The organism is Marinibacterium profundimaris (assembly GCF_002210095.1).
Lineage (GTDB): Bacteria > Pseudomonadota > Alphaproteobacteria > Rhodobacterales > Rhodobacteraceae > Marinibacterium > Marinibacterium profundimaris.
In genome coordinates this window covers 427,638-448,583 of record NZ_AQQR01000002.1, presented here as the reverse complement: position 1 = coordinate 448,583, position 20,946 = coordinate 427,638, and the positions used below count along the sequence as shown (strand labels likewise).

At 70.3% G+C, this 20,946-nt stretch carries 13 protein-coding genes; 5 read left to right on the top strand and 8 right to left on the bottom strand.

Annotation, left to right across the window (positions count from 1 at the left end):
* The first annotated feature begins 136 nt into the window (after positions 1 to 136).
* From ATO3_RS07030 to ATO3_RS07020, 3 genes are all read left to right on the top strand, one after another.
* On the top strand, positions 137 to 520 hold the full coding sequence (locus ATO3_RS07030; protein ID WP_198963218.1) for a hypothetical protein: 384 nt from the start codon (positions 137 to 139) through the stop codon (positions 518 to 520).
* 217 nt (positions 521 to 737) lie between these two features.
* Positions 738 to 2,120, top strand: coding sequence for a leucyl aminopeptidase family protein (locus tag ATO3_RS07025; protein ID WP_088649109.1), 1,383 nt, complete (start codon positions 738 to 740; stop codon positions 2,118 to 2,120).
* Positions 2,117 to 2,935, top strand: a complete 819-nt coding sequence (locus ATO3_RS07020) for a C40 family peptidase (RefSeq protein ID WP_088649108.1) — start codon at positions 2,117 to 2,119, stop codon at positions 2,933 to 2,935. Before ATO3_RS07025 ends, ATO3_RS07020 begins: the two co-directional genes overlap by 4 nt.
* Positions 2,936 to 3,046: 111 nt before the next feature.
* On the opposite strand, the gene ATO3_RS07015 is transcribed toward ATO3_RS07020, so the two are convergent.
* Entirely contained in the window at positions 3,047 to 4,273 is a 1,227-nt protein-coding gene (locus ATO3_RS07015; RefSeq protein ID WP_088649107.1) for a hypothetical protein, read from the bottom strand.
* A 237-nt stretch (positions 4,274 to 4,510) separates the two neighbouring features.
* Positions 4,511 to 4,864: a DUF2794 domain-containing protein gene (locus ATO3_RS07010; RefSeq protein WP_088649106.1), complete on the bottom strand. Its 354-nt coding sequence runs from the start codon at positions 4,862 to 4,864 to the stop codon at positions 4,511 to 4,513.
* 158 nt (positions 4,865 to 5,022) lie between these two features.
* On the opposite strand from ATO3_RS07010, the gene paaI reads away from it, so the two are divergent.
* On the top strand, positions 5,023 to 5,457 hold the full coding sequence (paaI, locus tag ATO3_RS07005; protein ID WP_088649105.1) for a hydroxyphenylacetyl-CoA thioesterase PaaI: 435 nt from the start codon (positions 5,023 to 5,025) through the stop codon (positions 5,455 to 5,457).
* Positions 5,458 to 5,671: 214 nt separating this feature from the next.
* Here paaI and ATO3_RS07000 read toward each other — a convergent pair whose 3' ends face one another.
* From ATO3_RS07000 to ATO3_RS06985, 4 genes are all read right to left on the bottom strand, one after another.
* The gene (locus ATO3_RS07000) at positions 5,672 to 7,714 is read right to left on the bottom strand and encodes a DUF7408 domain-containing protein (RefSeq protein ID WP_088649104.1); all 2,043 of its coding nucleotides are present in this window, start codon (positions 7,712 to 7,714) and stop codon (positions 5,672 to 5,674) included.
* Positions 7,711 to 10,488: a DUF4159 domain-containing protein gene (locus tag ATO3_RS06995; RefSeq protein ID WP_088649103.1), complete on the bottom strand. Its 2,778-nt coding sequence runs from the start codon at positions 10,486 to 10,488 to the stop codon at positions 7,711 to 7,713. The genes ATO3_RS07000 and ATO3_RS06995 overlap by 4 nt, the downstream gene beginning before the upstream one ends.
* Before the next feature lie 165 nt (positions 10,489 to 10,653).
* Complete coding sequence (locus tag ATO3_RS06990) at positions 10,654 to 11,541, bottom strand: DUF58 domain-containing protein (RefSeq protein WP_088649102.1); 888 nt, start codon at positions 11,539 to 11,541, stop codon at positions 10,654 to 10,656.
* Entirely contained in the window at positions 11,538 to 12,560 is a 1,023-nt protein-coding gene (locus ATO3_RS06985; protein ID WP_088649101.1) for an AAA family ATPase, read from the bottom strand. The genes ATO3_RS06990 and ATO3_RS06985 overlap by 4 nt, the downstream gene beginning before the upstream one ends.
* A gap of 71 nt (positions 12,561 to 12,631) precedes the next feature.
* Between ATO3_RS06985 and ATO3_RS06980 the strand changes: the two genes are divergently transcribed.
* Positions 12,632 to 13,225: a DUF1285 domain-containing protein gene (locus tag ATO3_RS06980; protein WP_088649100.1), complete on the top strand. Its 594-nt coding sequence runs from the start codon at positions 12,632 to 12,634 to the stop codon at positions 13,223 to 13,225.
* A 223-nt stretch (positions 13,226 to 13,448) separates the two neighbouring features.
* On the opposite strand, the gene pbpC is transcribed toward ATO3_RS06980, so the two are convergent.
* Entirely contained in the window at positions 13,449 to 15,479 is a 2,031-nt protein-coding gene (pbpC, locus tag ATO3_RS06975; RefSeq protein ID WP_088649099.1) for a penicillin-binding protein 1C, read from the bottom strand.
* Entirely contained in the window at positions 15,476 to 20,893 is a 5,418-nt protein-coding gene (locus ATO3_RS06970; RefSeq protein ID WP_088649098.1) for an alpha-2-macroglobulin family protein, read from the bottom strand. The genes pbpC and ATO3_RS06970 overlap by 4 nt, the downstream gene beginning before the upstream one ends.
* Positions 20,894 to 20,946 lie beyond the last annotated feature (53 nt).

The following is a 20,946-nucleotide window of genomic DNA, read 5'->3' as shown; positions in this document are numbered from 1 at the left end:
CAAATGCGGTCGTCCCGCCGCAGATAAGCGCGTTTCGGGGAAAATTCGAGAGATAACAGATCCCGAGGGCAACCTTTTGCAAACATTCCTGCGCCAAGACTGAGCGTTGCCGTGGGGGCAATGATGTGGGGACAATATGGTGGTGGACGTTGTAGAACTGACGCCGGACGAAACCGTGCGGCTTGATCCTTCCCGTCTGGGAGATCTTTACCTTCAACTCGGAGAGGCTGGCGCGGAGGACGTGGTCTGCCGCGCGATCGAGGAGCTCGCCGTGCGCCTGTCGCATTGCGAACGGCTCTGGCGGCGCGACGACCTGGACGGGTTGCGCAAATGTGCCCGGTCGCTGATCGCCATTGCCGAACAGGTGGGGATGAACTCGCTCGCCCGGGTGGCCGGCGATGTCACCCAGGCGATCGACGCCTGCGACGGGGTGGCCACCTCGGCCACGCTGACCCGGCTGATCCGGATCGGCGCGCGCTCTCTGACCGCGGTCTGGGATCTGCAGGATCTCTCGGTCTGAACGTCCCTCAATGCCCTGACCTGACCGCCCGGCTCTGCCGGGTTTTCGTGTGTCTGGGGCCGGCCCGTGCTGCGATCCCGCCCTCCGGCAGGCGGCCGGGACCGCGTCACCCGCCGCCCTGGCCTGCCTTCCCCGACGGCCTCCGGCCCGACAGCCCCTTGCAGCCACCGCTGGCAGGCATAGTCTGTGCGCGACACTTGCCGGAGACCGCAGATCCATGCCCCTCACTTTCGCCGCCCCCGAGACCGACGCGTTACCGCTGCATATCCTTGCGCAGGACGGGCTGGACGATTTCCTCAAGGACCAGTCCGACCGGGTGACCGCCTGGGTCCGCGCCAGCGGCTTTGCCGCCGGCATCGGCGAGACGCTGCTGATCCCCGGGGCCGACGGCACACCGGAGCTTGCGCTGGGGGGCTTCGGGACCGCGGCACAGCGTGCGCGGGGCCGTTTCCCGCTGGCCGCCGTCGCCGCCAGCCTGCCTTCCGGCGCCTATCGCCTGGCCTCCTCCCTGCCCGCCGGTGACCTGGAGACCGAATGCCTGGGCTGGCTGCTGACCGGTTACGCCTTCACCGAATATGCCGGCACTCCGCGCGACGGCGCGACCCTCGTCGCCCCGGACGGTATCGACGCCGCCCGGGTCGAGGCGCTGGCCGCCGGCGAGGCGCTGACCCGCGACCTGATCAACACGCCCGCCAACGACATGGGCCCCGCCGAGCTGGAGGCCGCCGCGCGCGATCTCGCCACCCGTTTCGGCGCCGACATCTCGGTGACCGAGGGCGAGGCGCTGCTGGAGGCCAATTTCCCGCTGATCCACACGGTCGGCCGCGCCTCTACCCGCGCGCCGCGGCTGATCGACATGTCCTGGGGCTCGGACGGGCCGAAGCTGACGCTGGTCGGCAAGGGCGTGTGTTTCGACACCGGCGGGCTGAACCTGAAGCCCGGCGGGTCCATGGGGATCATGAAAAAGGACATGGGCGGCGCCGCGACCGTTCTGGGACTGGCGCAGGACATCATGGCGCTGGGTCTGCCGCTGCAACTGCGGGTGCTGATCCCGGCGGTGGAAAACGCGGTGGCGGGCAATGCCTTCCGCCCCGGCGACATCCTGCCCTCGCGCAAGGGGCTGACGGTCGAGATCAACAACACCGACGCCGAGGGGCGGCTGGTGCTGGCCGATGCGCTGGCGCTCGCCGATGAGGACAAGCCGGATCTCATCATCTCGATGGCCACGCTGACCGGCGCCGCGCGGGTCGCGGTGGGCCAGGACCTGGCGCCGTTCTACGTGGATGACGACAGCACCGCCACGGCACTTGCCTCGGCCGCGCAACGCGTGTCGGACCCGGTCTGGCGAATGCCGTTCCACAACGCGTACGAGCCACTGATCGAACCCGGCATCGCCGATCTCGACAACGCACCTTCTGGCGGGTTCGCCGGCTCGATCACCGCCGCGCTCTTCCTGCGCCGCTTCGTGACCGAAACCCCCTACATGCATTTCGACATCTACGGCTGGAGCCAGTCCTCCTTCCCTGCCCGCCCCAAGGGCGGCGTCGGCATGGGCGCGCGCGCCCTGCTGGAGGCCATTCCGGAGATCCTGAAGCAATGACCGACCGCCGGTTCTGGCGCGCCAACGCGCGCATCGGGCACGACAGCCTCGAAGGCCAGCTCACCGACCGCCCGCTGGTCCCCGGAGTGACCCGGAGGATCCGCGTGCCAGTGGCCGATCTCTGCGCCTCGCCCGGGGGCAAACGCGACAAGCAGCTTCTGTTCGGGCAGGCCTTTGTCCTGCTCGAAGAGCGCAACGGCTGGGCCTTCGGCTTCGACCCCGCCGACGGCTATGTCGGCTACCTGCGTGGCGACGTGCTGCACGATGCGCCCGAGCCGACCCATCGCGTCACCGCAAGGTCGACCCACATCTACACGCTGGACGACATCAAGTCGCCCGACCGGCTGCAGCTAAGCTGTTTCTCCGAGCTGGCGGTGGTGGACGAGACCGAGGAGTTCGCCGAGCTGACGACCGGCGGATTCGTCCCCGCGCAGCACTTGGCGCGGCTGTCCTGGCAGGCAGAGGATCCGGTGGCCGTCGCCGAGGCCTTTCTCGGAACGCCCTATCTTTGGGGGGGCAACAGCACGCTGGGGATCGATTGTTCGGGGCTGGTGCAATTCGCCTTCCACGCCGCCGGGCGCAGCTGTCCACGTGACAGCGATCTGCAGGCCAAACTCTGGGACGATGCCGGGGATGATCTGCGGCGCGGGGACCTGGTGTTCTGGAAGGGCCACGTTGCGCTCATGCTGAACGCAACGCAGATGATCCACGCCAATGCCCATCACATGGCCGTCGCGGTGGAGCCTTTCGAAGAGGCCCGCACCCGGATCGCGAAGAAGGAATTCGGCGAGATCCTGAGGATCGCCCGGCCCTGAGCCGCCCGGGCCGTCACCGGCCCTGGCCGCCCGGACCTTGCCGTTCCATACCCCGGGCGCTTGCGCATCATGGCCGGAACGCGCCCCGACCCCGGTCGGCGCGGGAGACGGTCAGCTTTCGACTTTCCCTTGCCGGGCCTCGCGCCGGGTCCGGGGCGCCTTCGGCCTCTTGCGGTCGGCGGCGGGGCCGCCCGGCTTTGCCTTCCGCGCCAGGGCGCGCAGGATCTGCGCCTCCTGCGTGGACAGGGTGCCGCCGCTCTCGATCTTGTCCGCCATCCCGGTCAGCGCCCGGGCATCTTCGGCCTCCAGCCCTTGTTCGGCGAAGGGCAGCAGCGCCGAGACGACATCGCCCACGATCTGCTGCACCTGCCCCATCGAAAGGTCCGGCCCCGGATCCGCCTGCGGACCGCCCGCGTGGAACCGGTTCCCGCACCCGAAATATTTCTGGAAGAAGGCCCGGTTGGAGGCATCGAACCTCTGCTCGATCTCGGCCCGCGCGTCGGATTGCACGCGCCCGACCTTCAGCGTCTCGACCTTAGACAGGGCCGCCTTGATCCGGCGGTTCAGCAGGTTCTGCCCGCCACTCTCCCCCTTCCAGTAGGGGATCCGGGCGTTCAGCGCGCGGAAGGCGCTGACCTGCAGCGCATAAAGCGATTCATTCGCGCTCTCGACCGAGAAATCGAGCGCACCCGCGTCCAGCGCCGGGTCGATCCGGTTCAGGAAATCCAGCCGGATGTCGCCGCCCGGAAACTCCGCCCGGTCGTAGATCCGGAAATCGCAATTCTCGCGCCCGAAGGCCGCCGCCCAGAGGTCGGCGACGGCCAGGTAATTGTAGAAGCCATCCTCGGGGCTGGCCGCGTTCAGGAAGCTTTGAAGGTCGGATCGAGCGTTCTTTTTCAGCGCGGTGCTGTAGCGGGACACGATCAGGTCGAACTGGTTGCGGAAGTAGCAGACGACCGTGACGTTGTCGAAGACCTCGACCAGAAACGCCCGCAGCGCCCGGATCTCGTCGGGATCGTCCATCCGGGCGTGCATGTATTCGCTGGTGATCACGAAATGGGAATGGGTCCTGGACGCCTCGGCGATCTCGGCCCGGAAGCGGTCCGGGAAGCCTTTGAAATGGGCCGCCTTCTGTTCGGGCGTGGTGATCCGCCGGGCCTTCGCCCAGCTTTCCAGGCGGGCCATGAAAAAGGCCGGCAGAAGGCGGTTGTTCGGTTTCTCCAGCATGTCGGAGAGATAGACGCCCCGCGCACTCAGCGCCTCGCGGTTGCTGTAGAGCCATTGCTGGATCAGCGTGGTGCCGGTCTTCGCCGTGCCGATATGGAGAATGCACTTCATGAATGGATGCCCTTGACGGTGCGTCCCGGCAATTGCGGCCCGGGACTGCCGCGTTCCAGCGCCGCCTGGCCGGCAGGAGGCGCGGCGACTATAGGCCGGCGCCCCCGGGGAAACACGCGAGAGTGAGCGGGGTTTCGGATGAACGCGACGTCAATCGCCGGGCACCGGACAGGCGTCCTGACCCCGGGAGTTCATCGCAGGCGTCCGGCCCGGGACGCCACGGCAGGCGGGGCCGGCCTAGTCCACCGCGCGGATCAGCTTGCGTTCCAGCACGCGCAGCACCGATTTCAGGTCATGGCCGCGTTTCAGGACCTGCCCGTCCATGCCGACGACGGAATACATCCCCTGCCGGTTGCGAAGCTTTGGCCGTTTCTCGATCCGATAAAGCGGGTTTTCCGCCGTCCGCCGGAACACCGAGAAGACGGCCATGTCCCCAAGGCAGGATATCCCGTAATCGCGCCATTCCCCGGCCGCCACCATGCGGCCATAGATCGACAGGATTTCGGAAAGCTCGCGCCGGTCGAATGCGACCTGGCTCGGGATCCCGCGGGAGGGGCCGGCGGGTATCGGCGTGGGCGGCTGCATGGTCATGTCCCAGAGTTGCGCTGAATGGCCGGCGATTCAAGCCTCTTGCATCAAAATGGACAACGCCCCTGCCGCCGCTGCCGCTCAACCTTGCACTCCCTGCGCCGGCTTGACCGGCGGGACTGCGGCGTGGTCCTGTCCCGGGGGCAGGGAGGATCATGCCGATGACGCCGCAGGAGCGGGCAGATCGCAGCGCGGCCGCGCTCTGGGAGGGGGATGCCGCCGCGCGGCAGCTGGGCGCGCGGCTCGACGCCATCGGCCCCGGCACGGCGACCCTGTCCTTCGAGGTGCAGGCCCAGCACCTGAACGGCCACGGCATCTGTCACGGCGGCTGCATCTTCACCCTGGCCGACAGCGCCTTTGCCTGTGCCTGCAACAGCTACAACCAGGTCACGGTGGCGCAGGAGAACACGATCACCTACCTCTCTCCGGGTCAGCCCGGCGAGCGCCTGAGCGCCACCTGCGTGGAGGTGTCGCGCATCGGCCGGTCCGGTGTCTACGACGTGACGGTGACCGGCCCGGACGGGCGCCGCGTGGCCCTGATGCGGGGGCTCAGCCGCACGGTCCGGGGCGTGATCTTTGCGGAAGAGGACGGCTGAGGCCGGTCTTGCTCCTCAAGCGGCTGCATTTTACCGACCGTTGAAATCGCGCATGCCGCGCGATGCCTCCGGCGGGAGGTATTTGGGCCAAGAAGAACGAGGGGGGCGTGCGAAAGGGCCCGCGCGTTCCGCCGGGAGCGGGAGAGCGGGCCCTGGGTTTACCTTTGTACGAGTACCTCTGCGGCAGTCTCTGAGCCCGGACGGCGCCGGGGGATCAGCGCCGGCCCTCGCGCAGCCAGCCGGCGAGGATGAAGCCCGAGGCCAGCAGCAGCACCAGCCAGGGCGGCAGGAGCGGGGTCTGGCGGACATCGCGGGTCTCGTAGGCGTCGCGGGGGGTCAGGCCGATCCAGCCGCGGCCCGCGGCCGGGCGGCCTTCGCGGACGTTGCGGAGGGTGGGCAGCCCCTCTTCGAGCCGCAGGATGCCGCCGCGCAGGGGGGCGAGGATCGGGTCGAGGATGTCACCGGTGGCGATGGTCTGTTCGAATTCGCGCGGGGCGGCGGGCCCGAGGCCGATGACCGCCTCCTGATCGCCTTCGGACAGCCGGTAAAGCCCGATTTCCGGGCCGTCGTACATCGCCTCATGGCGGCCCGGCGAGACCTCCTGGAGCGTGATCGTCTCCTCGGTGCCGTCGGGGCGGGTAACGGTGACCGTGCCCACGCTTTCGCCCAGGGTGCGGCGGATGATGCGCATGGTCTGGCCGGTGGCCTCGGCCCAGAGCGCCTCTTCCTCCAGCTCGGGTTCCTTCATCATCCAGTGGGCAAGTCGGCGCAGCAGTTCCAGCTGCGGGCCGCCGCCCTGGTAGCCGCGGTTCCACAGCCAGGCGTGATCGGAGGCCAGAAGCGCCACGCGCCCCTCGTCGACCCGGTCGAGAATCAGCAGCGGGCGGTCGTCGATGCCGGTCATCACCACCTCGCCCTCCGAGGGCGTCACGTCGATCTGGCGCAGCCAGGGGCCCCAGGTCTCCTGGCCCGACAGGTCAGAGGTCACCGGGTGGCGTTCGCCGATCTCGGTCACCGTGGGGCGGTACTGGTCCTGGATCACCCGCGCCGTGGGTTCGGCCGGCAGCACCGCGCCCAGGGGCGAGCGGTAGATGGAGGAGGCATTGGCGAAGTCGGGGCCAGCCGCCACCAGCACGGCGCCGCCGTTGCGGACATATTGCGCCACGTTGTCGAGGTAGAGCGAGGGCAGGATGCCGCGCCGCTTGTAGCGGTCGAAGATGATCAGGTCGAAATCGTCGACCTTTTCCAGGAACAGCTCACGCGTGGGGAAGGCGATCAGCGACAGCTCATCCACCGGCACGCCATCCTGTTTCTCGGGCGGACGCAGGATGGTGAAATGCACGAGATCGACGGAGCTGTCGGATTTCAGCAGGTTGCGCCAGGTGCGGCCACCAGGGTGGGGCTCGCCCGAGACCAGCAGAACACGCAGGCGGTCGCGGACGCCGTTCATCTGGATCAGCGCGGTGTTGTTGCGGTCGGTCAGCTCGCCCTCCGCCTCGGGGACGGAGAACTGGATCACGTTGCGCCCGCCATGGGGCAGGGTCACGGGCAGGTCGATGTCCTGTCCGATCGGCACGTCGTAGCGCGCCGGTTCTCCGCCATCGACCGAGATGTCGAGCGGGGCCGTCGCCGCCCCTTCCGGGGCGTCTCCGGTATCCTCGATGCGCAGGGTCAGGGTCACCGGCTCGCCGATGATGGCGAAGGCGGGGGCGTTGCGCACGGTCAGGCGGCGGTCCCAGTCGTCTTCGCGCCCCGTAAGAAGAAGGTGCGTGGGCGCCGGCAGGTCGGGGGCGAATTCCAGGTCGTGGACCCGGCCGTCCGACAGCAGGATGATCCCCGCCACGCGGGCGCGCGGTTCTTCGGCCAGCGCCTCGGACAGGGCGGTCATCGCCTGGGTGCCGGCATCGCCCGGCCCGTCGGGGATGGTCACGCGGCGCAGTTCCGTGTTGGGGCGTTCGGCGATCTCGGCGGCCAGCGCCTCGGCGGCCTCGGCGGTCTGGGTCGGGCGGTCCGACAGGCTCTGCGACGAACTTTCGTCCTCCAGCATCACCACGATGTCCGACAGGGGCGCGCGGTCCTCGACCTGGTAGGCCGGGCCCGACAGCGCGCCGACCACGACCAGCGCGGCCAGCCCGCGCAGCGCCCAGCCGGTCAGCCCGCGCCAGGCGGCAAAGATCACCGCGGCCAGCGACAGCACCGCCACCACGGCCAGCAATTGCCATGGGATCAGCGGATCGAAAACGAGTGTTCCAGTCATTGGCCAAGCCTGTCGAGGAGCGCAGGCACGTGCACCTGGTCCGATTTGTAGTTGCCCGTGAGCACGTGCATCACGAGGTTCACGCCGAACCGGTTGGCCAGTTCACGCTGCCGTTCGCCGGCAAAGCCGCGCCCCACCGGCAGCACCGGCCGCCCGCTCTGATCCACCGCCCAGGCGCCGGCCCAGTCGTTGCCGCCGATGATCACCGGCGTCACCCCGTCGTTGAGGTTGCGGAACGGCATGCCTTCGACCTGCTCGGCATCGGGCGGCGCGGATTCGACCCAGACATCGCGGTTGGCATAGCGGCCGGGGAAATCCTGCAGCAGGTAGAAGGTGCGGGTCAGCACGTGGTCATGCGGGATCGGCTCCAGCGGCGGGATGTCCAGCGGCGCGGCCAACCGTTGCAGGCGGCGGCCGTTCGGGCTCGAGGCACCGAAGCCGGCCACGTCGGCATCGCGGGTGTCGAACACGATCAGCCCGCCGGAACGCAGGTAGGCGTTGAGCCGGGCATAGGCCTCGGCCGAGGGGATCGGCTGATCCGCCGTGACCGGCCAGTAGAGCATCGGGTAGAAGGCGAGTTCATCGGTCTCAAGGTTCACGCCGGCGGGATCGCCCGGTTCGACCGAGGTGCGGTAGCGCAGCGTGTCGCCCAGCCCCCGCAGCCCCGCATGGGCCAGCTCGTCGACCTGCGGATCGCCCGTGATCACATGGGCCAGCACCAGCTCTTCGGTCGCGCGCAGGGCGGCGTCCTCGTCCGCCACGACCTGCGCCTGGCCCTGGTGCGCCATCGACAGGGACAGCCCCAGCGCCAGCATGGCCAGCGCCGCCGCGGCTGCCCGCTGCCCGCGCAGCCGGCCCGACAGCGCCAGCGAGGCCAGGATATCGGCCGCCAGCAGCCCCAGCGCCAGCGTCAGCAGCAGTCCGCCCAGCGGGCGTTCGGCGCCCAGGCCCAGCCCCTCGACTGGGACGTCGGCCGGCCATGTCGCGGGCATCAGCTCAGTCTCGGCGGTCAGCACGTTGCGGGCCAGCCTGCGGTCGCCGGACTCATAGATCCCGGGCAACAGCTCGGGGCCCAGCGGCGCCTCGGCCAGGTCGGGGCCGTCCACGCCGGGGCGTGTGCCAGCCTCGGACAGGGCGCCGTAGCCATCCATGACCTGGACCGGCTCCCATGTCGTGCCCTCCAGATCCATGGCCGAGGGCGCCTGTGTCGCGGTGGAAACCGCCAGCCGTTCCAGCATCTCGACGAAGAGACCCGAGAGCGGCAGGGTCGACCATTCGGCATTGGCGGTGACATGGAACAGCACCACCTGGCCCTGGCCCAGCTCCTTCCGGGTGACCAGCGGCGTGCCGTCGGCGAGCGAGGCGATGACGCGGTCGGCCAGGGTCGGGTCCGGCTGGGCCATGACCTGGGCGTTGACCGTGACGTCCTCGGGGATCGACAGGCCGAAGAAGGGGCTCTCGGCCGCGAAGGGCGCCAGGCCCTTGGGTTCGCCCCAGCTCATGGCGCCACCGACCGACCGGCCCCCGGCGCGCAGGCGCACGGGCATCAGCGGATCTTCGTCCTCGCGGCTGACATCGCTGGCGGCGAGCCGCGGCCCGGCAAAGCGCAGCAACATTCCGCCATCTTCGACCCAGGCGGCCAGCGCCTCGGATTCGGCCTGCGACAGGGTGGCGATATCGGCCAGCACGACCACGTCGGGATTTGCGGGCAGCAGGTCGAGCAATGCGCCTTCCAGCAGCTCGGCCGAGGGCAGCAGCGCCTGGTGCAGATAGTGCAACGGCGAAAGCAGCTGCAGCCCCTCGCGGTCCTCGCGGCCCGAGATCAGCGCGACCTCGCGGCGGCGCAGGCTGTCGTCGGTCAGCGTGGTGGCGCCGGCGGACTGCTGGGCCTGGATCTCGAACCGGGTGATCCGCGCGCGCAGCTCTGCGGGCAGGGACAGGGCGGTCTCGGCCTCCAGCGCGCCATCCTCGAAGGTGGCGGTCGCGGTGGAGAGAACCCGCGCCGTGCCGGCCGGGTCGCGCCCCTGGGCCAGGATCACCACGTCGCGAGACGGTCCGGCCACGGAGCGGCGAGCGGTCAGCACGATGGCGCCGTCGTCGAAGACTGGCGGGGCCAGTCCCATCACCGCGCTGCCGGTCTGATAGACCCGCAGATCGCCCCGCGCCTGCAGCGCCTCGGTCACACGCGCGCGGCCGTCGTAATCCAGCCCGTCGGAAATCCAGTGCGTGTCAAAGGTGCCGGCCTCGTCCAGCGCGGTCAGCATGGTGTCGATCTGGCGCTGCGTGGGGGCGTAGGGCGCGGGCGTCAGCCCCGCGATGCGACTGCGCCAGGCATCGGCGGCCTGAAAGCTGGGCGCCTCGGGATCGGTCAGACGCAGCACCGCGACGGGGCGGTTGGCGCGCCCGGCCTCGGCCAGTTGCGCGGCGACAAGGTCCTGCTTCTCGGACCAGCGGGTCGCCCCGGCCCAGGTGCCATCCAGCAGGATCAGAAGCGGCCCGCGCCCGCCCGCATCGCGCTGCGGGTTCAGGACCGGCCCGGCCAGCCCGACAATCACCGCGGCCACGGCAAGCACCCGCAGCAACAGCAGCCACCACGGCGTACGGTCGGTCACCGTGTCCTCGTCCGACAGCCCCAGCAGAAGCGCCACGCCCGGGAACCTCCGGCGGATCGGCGCCGGCGGCACCGCGCGCAGGATGATCCACAGCACCGGCAGTGCCAGAAGCGCCAGCAACAGCCACGGCGCGGAAAATCCGATGCCCGCAATCACGGTCATGTCATGCCTTTCCCCGGCGTTTCGGGGTCCATCCCCGCCGCCGGATTGTCACGTCGCGCCCGATGCGCGCGCAGGATGCGGCCTGGACGTCTCGGGCCCGGGCCGCCGGTTTGCAAACAGGATCGTCCGGGCCGCCGTGTCGTCCTGATGCGACGGCCCGGCGGATCACGATGTCCCCCCGTCCAGCGCCCGGTACAGCCACAGCAGCGCCGATTGCGCGCTGTCGCCGGTGTGATGCGTGCCGAACCGCCAGCCCGTCGCCCGGCACAGCCGCGACAGCTCGTCCTTCCGCTCTGCCAGCCGGTCCTTGTACCTGTCCCGCAGGTCGCCCGCCTTCAGCGTCTCGTGCCGGATCGAGCCGCCGACGCTTTCAAAGATCGTCCGCCCGTGGAACGGGAACATCTCTTCGGACGGGTCCAGCACCTGCATCAGCACGCCGCGCACGCCCCGGTCCGCCGCCTTGGTCAGCGCCAGCCGGACCTCGGCCATGTCGCCGAGGAAATCCGACAGGAACAGCGCCCGCGCATGCGGGATCATCGCCCGGTGTTCCGGCGGAGCATAGTCGGCGGCATCGTCCCGCGTAAAGAATTCGGCCAGCCGCATCACCTGCATGTTGCCGCGCCGGGGCGGCAGGGTGGTGCCGGTCAGGCCCACGCGTTCCCCACCCCGGATCAGCAGTACGGCGGTCGCCAGCCCCAGCAGCCGCGCGCGGTCGATCTTCTCGGGCAGCGCCGCCTTTCCGCCCGGTGCCGAGGTGAAGCGCATCGACGCGCCCTGATCTACCCACATCATCACCGATTGCGCGATCTGCCACTCGCGCTCGCGCACATATTGCTGATCGCCCCGGGCCGAGCGCCGGTGGTCGATCATCCGCCGGCTGTCGCCGACCTGGGCCGGGCGATACTGCCAGAAATCGTCGCCCATGCCGGCGCGCCGCCGGCCGTGATCGCCCAGCAGCACGGTGCCGGCCAGCTGCTCGGCCCGCGCCAGCAGCGGCGGCAGGGCCGAGGCCTCGGTCTCGGATCGCTGTCGAAGATCGCGCGCCGGGATCACGCGGCGGCCCCGGTTCCCGCGTCCGAGCCGGTCGCGAGGCTCGCGGCGGTGGTGTCGATCAGCTCGCTCAGGCTGTCGCCGCGGGCGCGGGCGGCGAAATTCAGCGCCATCCGGTGGCTCAGCACCGGTTTGGCCATGGCGATCACGTCCTCGGCATTGGGCGCCAGCCGCCCCTCCAGCAGGGCGCGCGCCCGCACCGTCAGCATCAGCGCCTGCGCCGCGCGCGGGCCCGGCCCCCATGCGACGGTATCGCGCACGCGCTCGGACACGCCGGGCTCGTCCGGACGGAAGGCGCGGACCAGATCGAGGATCAGCTCGACCACCGAATCGCCCACCGGCATCCGCCGCAGCAGCCCCTGCGCCGCGATCAGCTCGTCCCGGGTGAAGACCTGGTGCGCCTCCTCCTCGGTCAGACCGGTGGTCGCCAGAAGGATCTCCTTCTCGGTCGCGCGGTCCGGATAGGCCACGTCGATCTGCACCAGGAACCGGTCCAGCTGCGCCTCGGGCAGCGGATAGGTGCCCTCCTGCTCGATCGGGTTCTGGGTGGCCAGCACGTGGAACGGCGCCTCGAGCGCGCGATCCTCGCCGGCGACTGTCACGGTCTTCTCCTGCATCGCCTGCAGCAGCGCCGACTGGGTCCGCGGCGAGGCGCGGTTGATCTCGTCCGCCATCAGCAGCTGACAGAAGATCGGCCCGGGAACAAAGCGAAATTCCCGGCTGCCGTCCGCGTTGGTGTCCAGCACCTCGGAGCCCAGGATATCAGCGGGCATCAGGTCCGGCGTGAACTGGATGCGGTTGCCGTGCAGGCCCAGGACGGTCGAAAACGTCTCGACCAGCCGGGTCTTGCCCAGGCCGGGCAGGCCGATCAGCAGGGCATGACCGCCGCAGAGGATCGCGGTCAGCGACAGGTTCACCACCTGCTCCTGGCCGATGAAGCGCCGGGTGATCGAGGCCTTGGCCTCGGCCAGTTTCGCCTCGACCGCCTCGATCTCGGCGACAAGGTCCGATTGGTCCGACATGACAATCCTTTCGCGGCTTCTATATGCTGTTGGGAAAAAGTGTATCGCGGCAATCTGGAATGGCAAAAGCTATGAGTGGACAAAAACCCGTGACCCCCTCGGCAGATGGCATCGCTGCCTCAGCGAGGGCAGCCCGGTCCGGGGGCAAGGGCCGGGGTCTGCCGCCGGTGGAAAAATGGGATCCGCCGTTCTGCGGCGACCTCGACATGCGCATCGCGCGCGACGGCACCTGGTTCTACCTGGGCACCCCGATCGGCCGGCCGGAGCTGGTAAAGCTCTTCTCGTCGATCATCCGCAAGGACGGCGACGACTATTTCCTCGTCACCCCGGTCGAGAAGGTCGGCATCACGGTCGAAGACGCGCCCTTCGTCGCCGTCGATTTCGAGGTCCGAGGCGAAGGCGCAGACCAGGTTCTGGTGTTCGAAACCCATGTCGGCGACGTGGCCGAGGCCGGGCCCGAGCACCCGATCCGGGTCGAACGCGACCCCGAAACCGGCGAACCCTCGCCCTACGTCCTCGTCCGGCGCAACCTCGAGGCGCTGATCGACCGCAAGAGCTTCTACCGCCTGGTCGAGATCGGCGCCCACCACGACGGCTGGTTCGGCCTCTGGTCCGGCGGGGAATTCTTCCCGGTCATCCCCTCCCGCGAACTCGACGCCGCCTGACGCACGGCGCCCCTTTCCGCCGCGGCCCACACACGGGCTGCGCGCCTCCCCATGTCTTCACCTTTGCGAAATACCTCCCGCCGGAGGCTCCCGTCGCTTCCGCCCGCGCCCGGCCCGATCAGGCGCGCCATGCCTTGCAGCCGACCATCGGTCACCCGGCGCGTGCGTCCGTCCTTCTTCTTGGCCCAAATACCTCCCGCCGGAGGCACCGCGCCTGCGCGGTTCATCTCACCCGGATGCGCACGCGGTCCGACCGGCCGTCCGCGTCGATCACCGTCAGCGTCGAATAGCCCGGCCCGGGCCGCGCCAGTTCGACCACGCGGCGATGCAGCTCCGTCACTACCGGCGCCCCGTTCGCCAGCAGCGTGAAGGGCGCCGTGCCCCCGTCCAGCTTCACCACCAGCGGCACGTCCGGAAAGGTTGCGCCGTCGGGCGGGAAGGCCAGCCGCGGCGCCGGGGCGGCGGCCACGATCCGGTCGGGACCGAAGCGCTGCAAGGGGCGCGGCAGGTCGGCATTGGCAAGGATCAGCGTCGCGGGCGGCGGCGGCCGCAACGGCGTGGCCCGGGCACCAAGCCGCCCGAAGGCGGTGAACAGCACCGGCGCGGCCGAGGCCGCCCCGGACAGGCCCGGCACCGGGGTACCGTCGGCCCGCCCGATCCAGACACCGATCACGTGCCGCCCGTCGAACCCGATCGCCCAGGCGTCGCGGTACCCGTAGGATGTGCCGGTCTTGTAGGCGATCCGCCGGGGCGGCGCGCCGGGCGGCGGGGCAAGATCGGCAAGAATGTCGCTGACCTGCCAGGCCGCGACCTCCGACACCAGCCGGTCCGGCGCCGGCGCGGCCGCGGCCTCCGCGTGCAGCGGCGGGGCCAGTCCGCCGCCGGCGAGCCCCGCGTAGAGCTGCACCAGGTCCCGCAGAGTCAGCCCGACACCACCCAGCGCCAGCGCCAGGCCCGGGGCACCGCCCGGCAGCACCGGATCGGCTCCGGCACGGTCCAGGGCGGCCATCACATGGGCCGGGCCCAGCGCCTCGGTCAGCTTCACCACCGGCACGTTCAGCGACAATTGCAGCGCCTCGCGCATCCGCACGTCACCCTGGAAGGTGCCGTCGAAATTCTGCGGCGCGTAGCCCCGGAAGGTGGCCGGCGCATCGCGGATCACCGTCTCGGGATGGCCCAGCCCCCGGTCGAAGGCCAGCGCGTAGATCAGCGGCTTGAGCGTCGAGCCGGGCGAGCGCAGCGCCGTCACCATGTCGACATAGCCCTGCCGGTCGTCCATGTCCGAATAGCCGGGCGACCCGACCGAGGCAAGGATTTCGCCGCTCTGGTGATCGGCGGCAAGAATGGCGACCGAGATCTTCTCGCCCGCCGCAATGGCTGCGGACCGGGCCAGATCCTCCAGCCGCGACTGGATCTCGCGGTCGATGGTCAGGTCGAAACGCGCTCGGTCCGGCGCGGCCTCGTGCAGGGCATCGGCCAGGTGCGCGGCATGCTGGGGAAAGCGCAGCATGGTCGCGGGCACCGGGTGGGACAGGGCGGCCCGGTAGTCGCCCTCGTCCAGAAGCCCCGCGTCGAGGGCGCGGGTCAGGATCTTGTCGCGGGCCGCGCGGGCGTTTTCGGGGTGCCGGTCGGGGCGGCGGGCGACCGGGGATTGCGGCAGGGCCACCAGCAGCGCCGCCTCCTGCGGATCAAGCCGGGCGGGCGGCTTGCCGAACCAGGCCTGCGCCGCCGCGCGCACGCCCTCGAGGTTGCCGCCATAAGGCGCGTGCGTCAGGTACAGGTCCAGCACGCGGTCCTTGCCCAACCGCCGGTCCAGCGCCCAGGCCACGCGCATCTGCCGCAGCTTGCCGGCGATCTGTCCGGTCGTGCCGTCCTCCAGCAGGCGCGCGACCTGCATGGTAAGGGTCGAGCCGCCCGAAACCGCATGGCCGTACCACAGCGCCTGCGCCACGGCCCGGGCCATCGCGCGCAGGTCGACACCGGAATGGTCGTGATACCGCCGGTCCTCGTAGTTCAGCAGCATGGTGACAAATGCCGGATCCACCCCGCCGGGGCGCAGCCGCCAGATGCCGTCGGCCACCGGGTAGGCGCGCAGCAGGGCGCCGTCGCGGTCGCGCAGCTCGACCGAGGTGTCGGCCAGCGTCTCGGGCAGCACCGTGGCGTCGATCCAGGCGTCGAACCCGTCCCTTGCCCCGGCCGCCAGCAGCAGCACCACCGCGAGCCAGATCAGCCCCGTGCGCCGCAGCCACCTCATTGCGCGATGGTCACGCGGCCCGTCGCGGTACGGGCGCGGCGGTCGGGGCGGTACATGGCCTCTACCGTGGCGGCCGGATGGTGATAGCTGCCCGGGCTGACCGCGCGGGTCACATAGGCCAGCGTCACCGGCGCGCCGCCTCGGACATTGACGGCCGCGACGAAGCGGTCGGAGCGGAACTCGGCATGGTCCGCCTCGGTCGGGTCGAGCCACGACAGCGCGCCGACATCGCCGGAGCGCAGGAGGTTGGGATTGTCGATCTCGAAGCCCGCCGGCAGCGGGTCGTCGATGATCAGCCGCGCACCGACAGGTTCGGCAGAGGTGACGCGCAGCACGGTGACGAACCGGTCGCCCACGGCCCAGTCGCCCGGGTCAAGCCGCGCGCCGTCCATGCCGTAATATTCACGTGTGATCACATAGCCCGCGCCGCCCGCCGGCGGGGGCACGTCGGGCACGCCGATGGTGGTCACGGTGACATCCACAGCTCGGTCGCCGTCAGCTGTGATCACAACCTCGCCCGCATCGCCGCTTTCCCGAAGCCGCACGAAAGGCCCCTGGGCAGGCGCGCCGTCGATCAACAGGCCCGAGACCTCGGGCGACTGCACCAGCGCTTCGGCCGCAAGCAGGGTCCAGGCGCTCTCCTGGGTCGACCGGCGCCCGCTGGGCGCCGAGACGCGCTGAACAAGCGGGGCGAGGTCGACCGCATCGGACCCGCTGACCACCGCCAGCCGCAAAAGACCCGCCGCATCGCGCAGGTCGGAGCCGAAATCGGCGCGCCAGACGTCCTGCGGAAGGCTCTCGCGGCCCAGCTTCGCGCTCGCGGCGTGGAACATCTCGTCCGCGCGCAGCTGATCCCCGTAGGACGCCAGCGCGGCGCCCAACTGCGCCAGCGACAGCGCGGTGGAGAAATCGCCGGATTTCACGTCGGCGAAATAGCGCAGATCGGCCATGGATGCCTGCCCTTCCCGGGCCAGCACCATCAGCGCATAGGCGATGTCTTCGCCGCCCTCGTCGAAATCCGGGGCGTAGTTGATCCGGTTGCGCAGGTTGTCCATCGCCAGCGAGAAGGCGAGATCCGGCACCGCGTGCCCCCCGGCCCGCGCGCGGGAGAGGAAATCGGTGACATAGGCGTCGAGCCAGAATTCCCCGCTGTCCGGCCGCCAGAGACCGAAGGCCCCGTTGGGCGCCTGACGGGTCAGGATACGGTCCACCGCCTGGGCGATCCGGGTGTCGACATCGGATTGCGGCAGGCCCATCGCGCCGGAAACCGACGACAGGTAGAGCAGCGGAAGCGCCTGGCTGGTGACCTGTTCGGTGCAGCCGTAGGGATATCGGTCGAGCTGCGCGAGCAGGCCGGGCACGTCGAAGCGCGCCAGCGGGCCGGCGGAGATCAGGGCCTCACCGGTGCCGGGGCGCAGGTTGGCGAAGACATTGTCGTCGAAGGTGAAACTCTCGCCCTGCGACAGCCGGAAACGCCGGGTCTCGGCCACCGCCGGATCGTTGGAACGCACCGGCAGGGTGATGGTCTGCGTGAGTTCTGTACCATCGGGCGTGGTGAGCGTCAGCGTCACCGGGTAATCGCCAACCTCACCTGCCGTGACCGGCAGTCTCAGGCGTTCCGTCGCGCCCTCGCCCAGGGTCACCGAGGCGGGCAGCGCGCCGGCCTCCAGCCCGGGCGCGTCGAGCGAAAGGGCAACCTTTCCGGCCGGACCATCGGCATGGATCAGTTCCAGCGAGATGCGGCTCTGGTCGCCGGGGGCCAGGAAGCGCGGGGTGATCAGCGTGGCCACGACCGGGTCGCGGACCAGCATGTCGGCCTGGGCCTGCCCGACGCCGGTGTCGGACCAGGCCACGGCCATCAGCCGCACGGTGCCGTTGAAGGCCGGCAGAGGCACCTGCACCTCGGCCCGTCCGTCGGGTCCGATCTGCACCGGGCCGTCGAACACCGCCATCAGTTCCTGCGTCGGCGGCGGGCTTTCGCGGCGCAGCCCGTCACCGGCATCGCCGCCCGAACGCACGCGGCCCATCGCCCCGGTCATCCCGTCGATCAGCCGGCCATATACATCGCGCATCTCCACGCCCAGCCGGCGCTGGCCGAAGTAATGCGCCTGCGGATCCGGGCTTTCAAATCCGGTCAGGTTGAGGATGCCCAGGTCCACCGCGGCAAGGGTGACCCAGGCCGTCTCGCCCTCGGCCATGCCGTCGACCTCGATCCCGATGGGGACCGTGCTGCGCGGCTGCACCGTCCCGGGGATGTCCAGGGCGACATCCAGCGCCTTGTCGCCCGGGGAAATCGCGGCATGTGCCACCCCCAGCGCCCGCGCCGGGCCAAGCGCCTCGGCCACGTCCATCGGGCGCAGCACCGTGGCGGTGACATAGGCGCCGGTGCCCCAGGCCTCTGTCACCTCAAGCGGGATCTCGGACGCGCCCTCGGGCACCTCCACCGCCTGCCGCGCGATGACCCGGTCGGACATGACCGAGATCAGCGCCGTGCCCGCGTTGCGCGGCACAAGCCGCAGGATCGCCGTGTCACCCGGGCTATAGGACGCCGCGTCCAGCGACATCTCAAGCCGGTCGGGCGTCGTGGCGGCGTCCGCGGCCGCGTACCAGCCGGCGTCGAAGCTGACCGAGGCGGCGGTGTAGTCGCCTCCGACCCGTTCCACCACCAGCTCGTACTGCCCCCAATCGACCTGCGCCGAGACCGAGGCCGCCAGCCGTCCCGGCGTGGCCATGCCCGAGGCGACACGGGTGCGCCGCTCGATCGGCTCCCAGGTCCAGTTGCCGTAAAGCTGATACCATTGATAGCGCGTTTCGACCCGGTTCAGGGTCCATTGCACCTGCATCTCCACCTGCTCCAGCGCAGGCGACAGGGCTATGATGTCAAAGCCCGCCTCGGCGCCTTCGGGCACCATCATGTCGTCGAACCGCGGCTTGATCCCGATCACCGGGCCGGACGGCAGGACCGGGGCCGAGATCCGGCGTTCCACTGGCCGCGCGGCGCCGTCGGCGACCCGGGCGGTCACCTGCGCCTGAAGCGGGCGGTCGGCCCCGGGCATCTGGGGGATCTCCACCGCGATCCGCGCGATGCCGTCGGCATCGGTGCGTTCGCCGCCGAAGAAGCTGCGCACCGGCGACAGGCCGGTGTCATGGCGGCCGAAGCGGTAGCCGGGCCAGGCCTCGACCGTCTCGGCCGGGCTCAGCAACACAGAGCCCTCGACATCCAGGTCGGCGCCGGGCGCACCGAAGAGATACCGCGCCTCCACCGTCAGGGGCGGCACGTCGCCGGGGCGCAGGGGCGCGGCCGGCAGGGAGAGGTCGAAGTCGATGCGTTCGGGCAGGAAATCCTCGACCAGCAGCGCCTGCGAGGCAAGCGGCGGCGCATCGGCGTCGACATGGATGTCCAGCGTCCAGGGTCCGCGCGGAACGGTCTCGCCCAAGGCGATGTCGAAGACGTGGCCGCCGGCGACCCCGCCGTCCGACACGATCCGCGCATGTTCCACGCCGTCGGGGCGCTTCAGGATCGCGATCAGCGGCATGTCGGGGATCGCCGCGGCCTCGGCATCGCGGGCAAGTGCCGTGGCATGGATCGACTCGCCGGCGCGGTAGGCACCACGATCGGTGGTCAGGAACACGTCCACCGGACCGGGCGACGGCCGCCCCTCGACCCCGCGGTCCGACAGGTCGAAGGCCGGGTCGGTCAGCGACAGGAACGCCATGTCATCGCCGGTGCGCGCCACGATCAGCGCGGGCGCTGCGGCCCCGGTGCCCCGGGCCAGGCCGGGGGCAAAGAGAGCGTGGCCCTCGGCATCCGTTTCCGCCTCACCCAGCACGGCGTTGGCACGCGACACCAGCTGCAGCGAGACGCCGTCCAGCGCCGTGGTTTCGGCCAGGCTGCGCACGTCCACATGCAGCCCGTCGCTGCCCGAGAGCGTCGCAAGGCCAAGGTCCGTCAGCACGAACCATTGGGTGGCGCCGGGCTGGTCATAGGGATCGGCCCCCGGGATTCGCGCCGTCAGCGTGTAGATCCCCGGCGGCTGGTCGGCGATCGCCTCTCCCATCGGCAGGCGCGTGGTCATGTCGCGGTTCAGCGTGGTCTCGACCTCGGCCGTGCCGGTCCAGACCTCTTCGGCCATCGCATCCGAGAACTGCTCGGCCTGCCAGTAGGACAGCGGCCGGGCGAACATGTCCTCCTGGAAGGCGCGCACCAGGTTGCGGTCGCTGACCCGTTGCAGGACCAGGTCCAGCTCTGTCGTGTTCACCGTCTCGACCGGCAGGTTGGCGCCAGCTGCGCGCGGCAGCACATAGGACCGCCCCGGGAACCGGACCGAAGGGCCGCGATCACGCACATATTGCGTGATTTCCACGTCTTTCCAGAGGGTTTCGCCACTGGCCGCCGGCAGCCCCTCGCGCAGGGTAAACCGGTAGCGTTCCCCGTGTTCCACCCCGTCGAGGCAAAGCGACTGCCCCTCGGCCACCACCGCGAGCCGGTCGTCGTCGAGGCCCACGAAGGGCGCGTAATCCTGCCCGGCGCGGATCAGCTCTTCGGAGAATTCCACGCAGATCCGGGGCGCGGCGGCATCGCTGTCGACCCGCGTGTCGGCGACGCGGAAGCCATATTGCCGGATCGCCTCCTCCAGCGCCTCGTCTATATCGGGGCGCGGCTGCGTGGCCTGCGCCAGCCGCAGCGCGCGGATCATGTCGCGGCCGCGGTTCACCCGCTCCAGCGCCTCCGACATCTCGATCAGCGCGGCGGCGCCCTGGCCCGGGCTGGTCGCGCGCAGGTAGCCGTTGGCCGAGGCCCGCAGCGCCCGGTCGGCAAAGCGCCGCTGCTCTGCGCTGTCGCCGTCCAGCGCCAGCAGCAGCCGCGCGTATTCCGTCCAGAGATCGGCGCGGTCGCTCACCGACACGGCCATCCCGATGAAGCGCATCGCCCGCGCCGGATCGCCCGCCTGCGACGACGCCCGCGCGCCCTGCAGCAATTCGTTCAGATCGGCGCCGCCAGCCGAGTGGCGCAAGCCCAGGTCCCGCGCCTGCCGCCCGGCGGCGGCCAGCACATCATCGCCGAGAAAGTCGATATCCGCCGCCCGCGCCCGCGCGGACTGCAACAGCCCCAGGTCCATCGGCACTTTCGCGGCCGAAATCGCGCCCTCATAGGGCTGGCGGTCGGAAATCGTGCTTTTCGGGAAGCAGGAATTGGAGCGCGCGTTGAAGGTGAAGGCCGCGCAGGCCGCGTCGGCCGCACATTGGCGAAGGCAGCTGTCGAGGTCGGTGTCGAACAGCGCCTGCAGGTCCGATCCGTAGAAATCCACATCGCGCGAAACCACGAATCGCGCGTCCGGAACCGTCTGCGCCATGGCGGGCAGGCCGCCCAGGGCCAGGACCGCACTTGAAATCAGGGCGTTCAACCAACGCATGATCGTCTCCTTCCGCTCTTGCCTTCAGGATCGCACGGGCCACGGCACCGAGG

What these genes read in the sequence shown, in the direction of transcription:
- ATO3_RS07030 (WP_198963218.1), top strand. Translation starts at nt 137, where the DNA reads ATGGTGGTGGACGTTGTAGAACTGACGCCGGACGAAACCGTGCGGCTT.
- ATO3_RS07025 (WP_088649109.1), top strand. Translation starts at nt 738, where the DNA reads ATGCCCCTCACTTTCGCCGCCCCCGAGACCGACGCGTTACCGCTGCAT.
- ATO3_RS07020 (WP_088649108.1), top strand. Translation starts at nt 2,117, where the DNA reads ATGACCGACCGCCGGTTCTGGCGCGCCAACGCGCGCATCGGGCACGAC.
- ATO3_RS07015 (WP_088649107.1), bottom strand. Translation starts at nt 4,273, where the DNA reads ATGAAGTGCATTCTCCATATCGGCACGGCGAAGACCGGCACCACGCTG.
- ATO3_RS07010 (WP_088649106.1), bottom strand. Translation starts at nt 4,864, where the DNA reads ATGACCATGCAGCCGCCCACGCCGATACCCGCCGGCCCCTCCCGCGGG.
- paaI (WP_088649105.1), top strand. Translation starts at nt 5,023, where the DNA reads ATGACGCCGCAGGAGCGGGCAGATCGCAGCGCGGCCGCGCTCTGGGAG.
- ATO3_RS07000 (WP_088649104.1), bottom strand. Translation starts at nt 7,714, where the DNA reads ATGACTGGAACACTCGTTTTCGATCCGCTGATCCCATGGCAATTGCTG.
- ATO3_RS06995 (WP_088649103.1), bottom strand. Translation starts at nt 10,488, where the DNA reads ATGACCGTGATTGCGGGCATCGGATTTTCCGCGCCGTGGCTGTTGCTG.
- ATO3_RS06985 (WP_088649101.1), bottom strand. Translation starts at nt 12,560, where the DNA reads ATGTCGGACCAATCGGACCTTGTCGCCGAGATCGAGGCGGTCGAGGCG.
- ATO3_RS06980 (WP_088649100.1), top strand. Translation starts at nt 12,632, where the DNA reads ATGAGTGGACAAAAACCCGTGACCCCCTCGGCAGATGGCATCGCTGCC.
- pbpC (WP_088649099.1), bottom strand. Translation starts at nt 15,479, where the DNA reads ATGAGGTGGCTGCGGCGCACGGGGCTGATCTGGCTCGCGGTGGTGCTG.
- ATO3_RS06970 (WP_088649098.1), bottom strand. Translation starts at nt 20,893, where the DNA reads ATGCGTTGGTTGAACGCCCTGATTTCAAGTGCGGTCCTGGCCCTGGGC.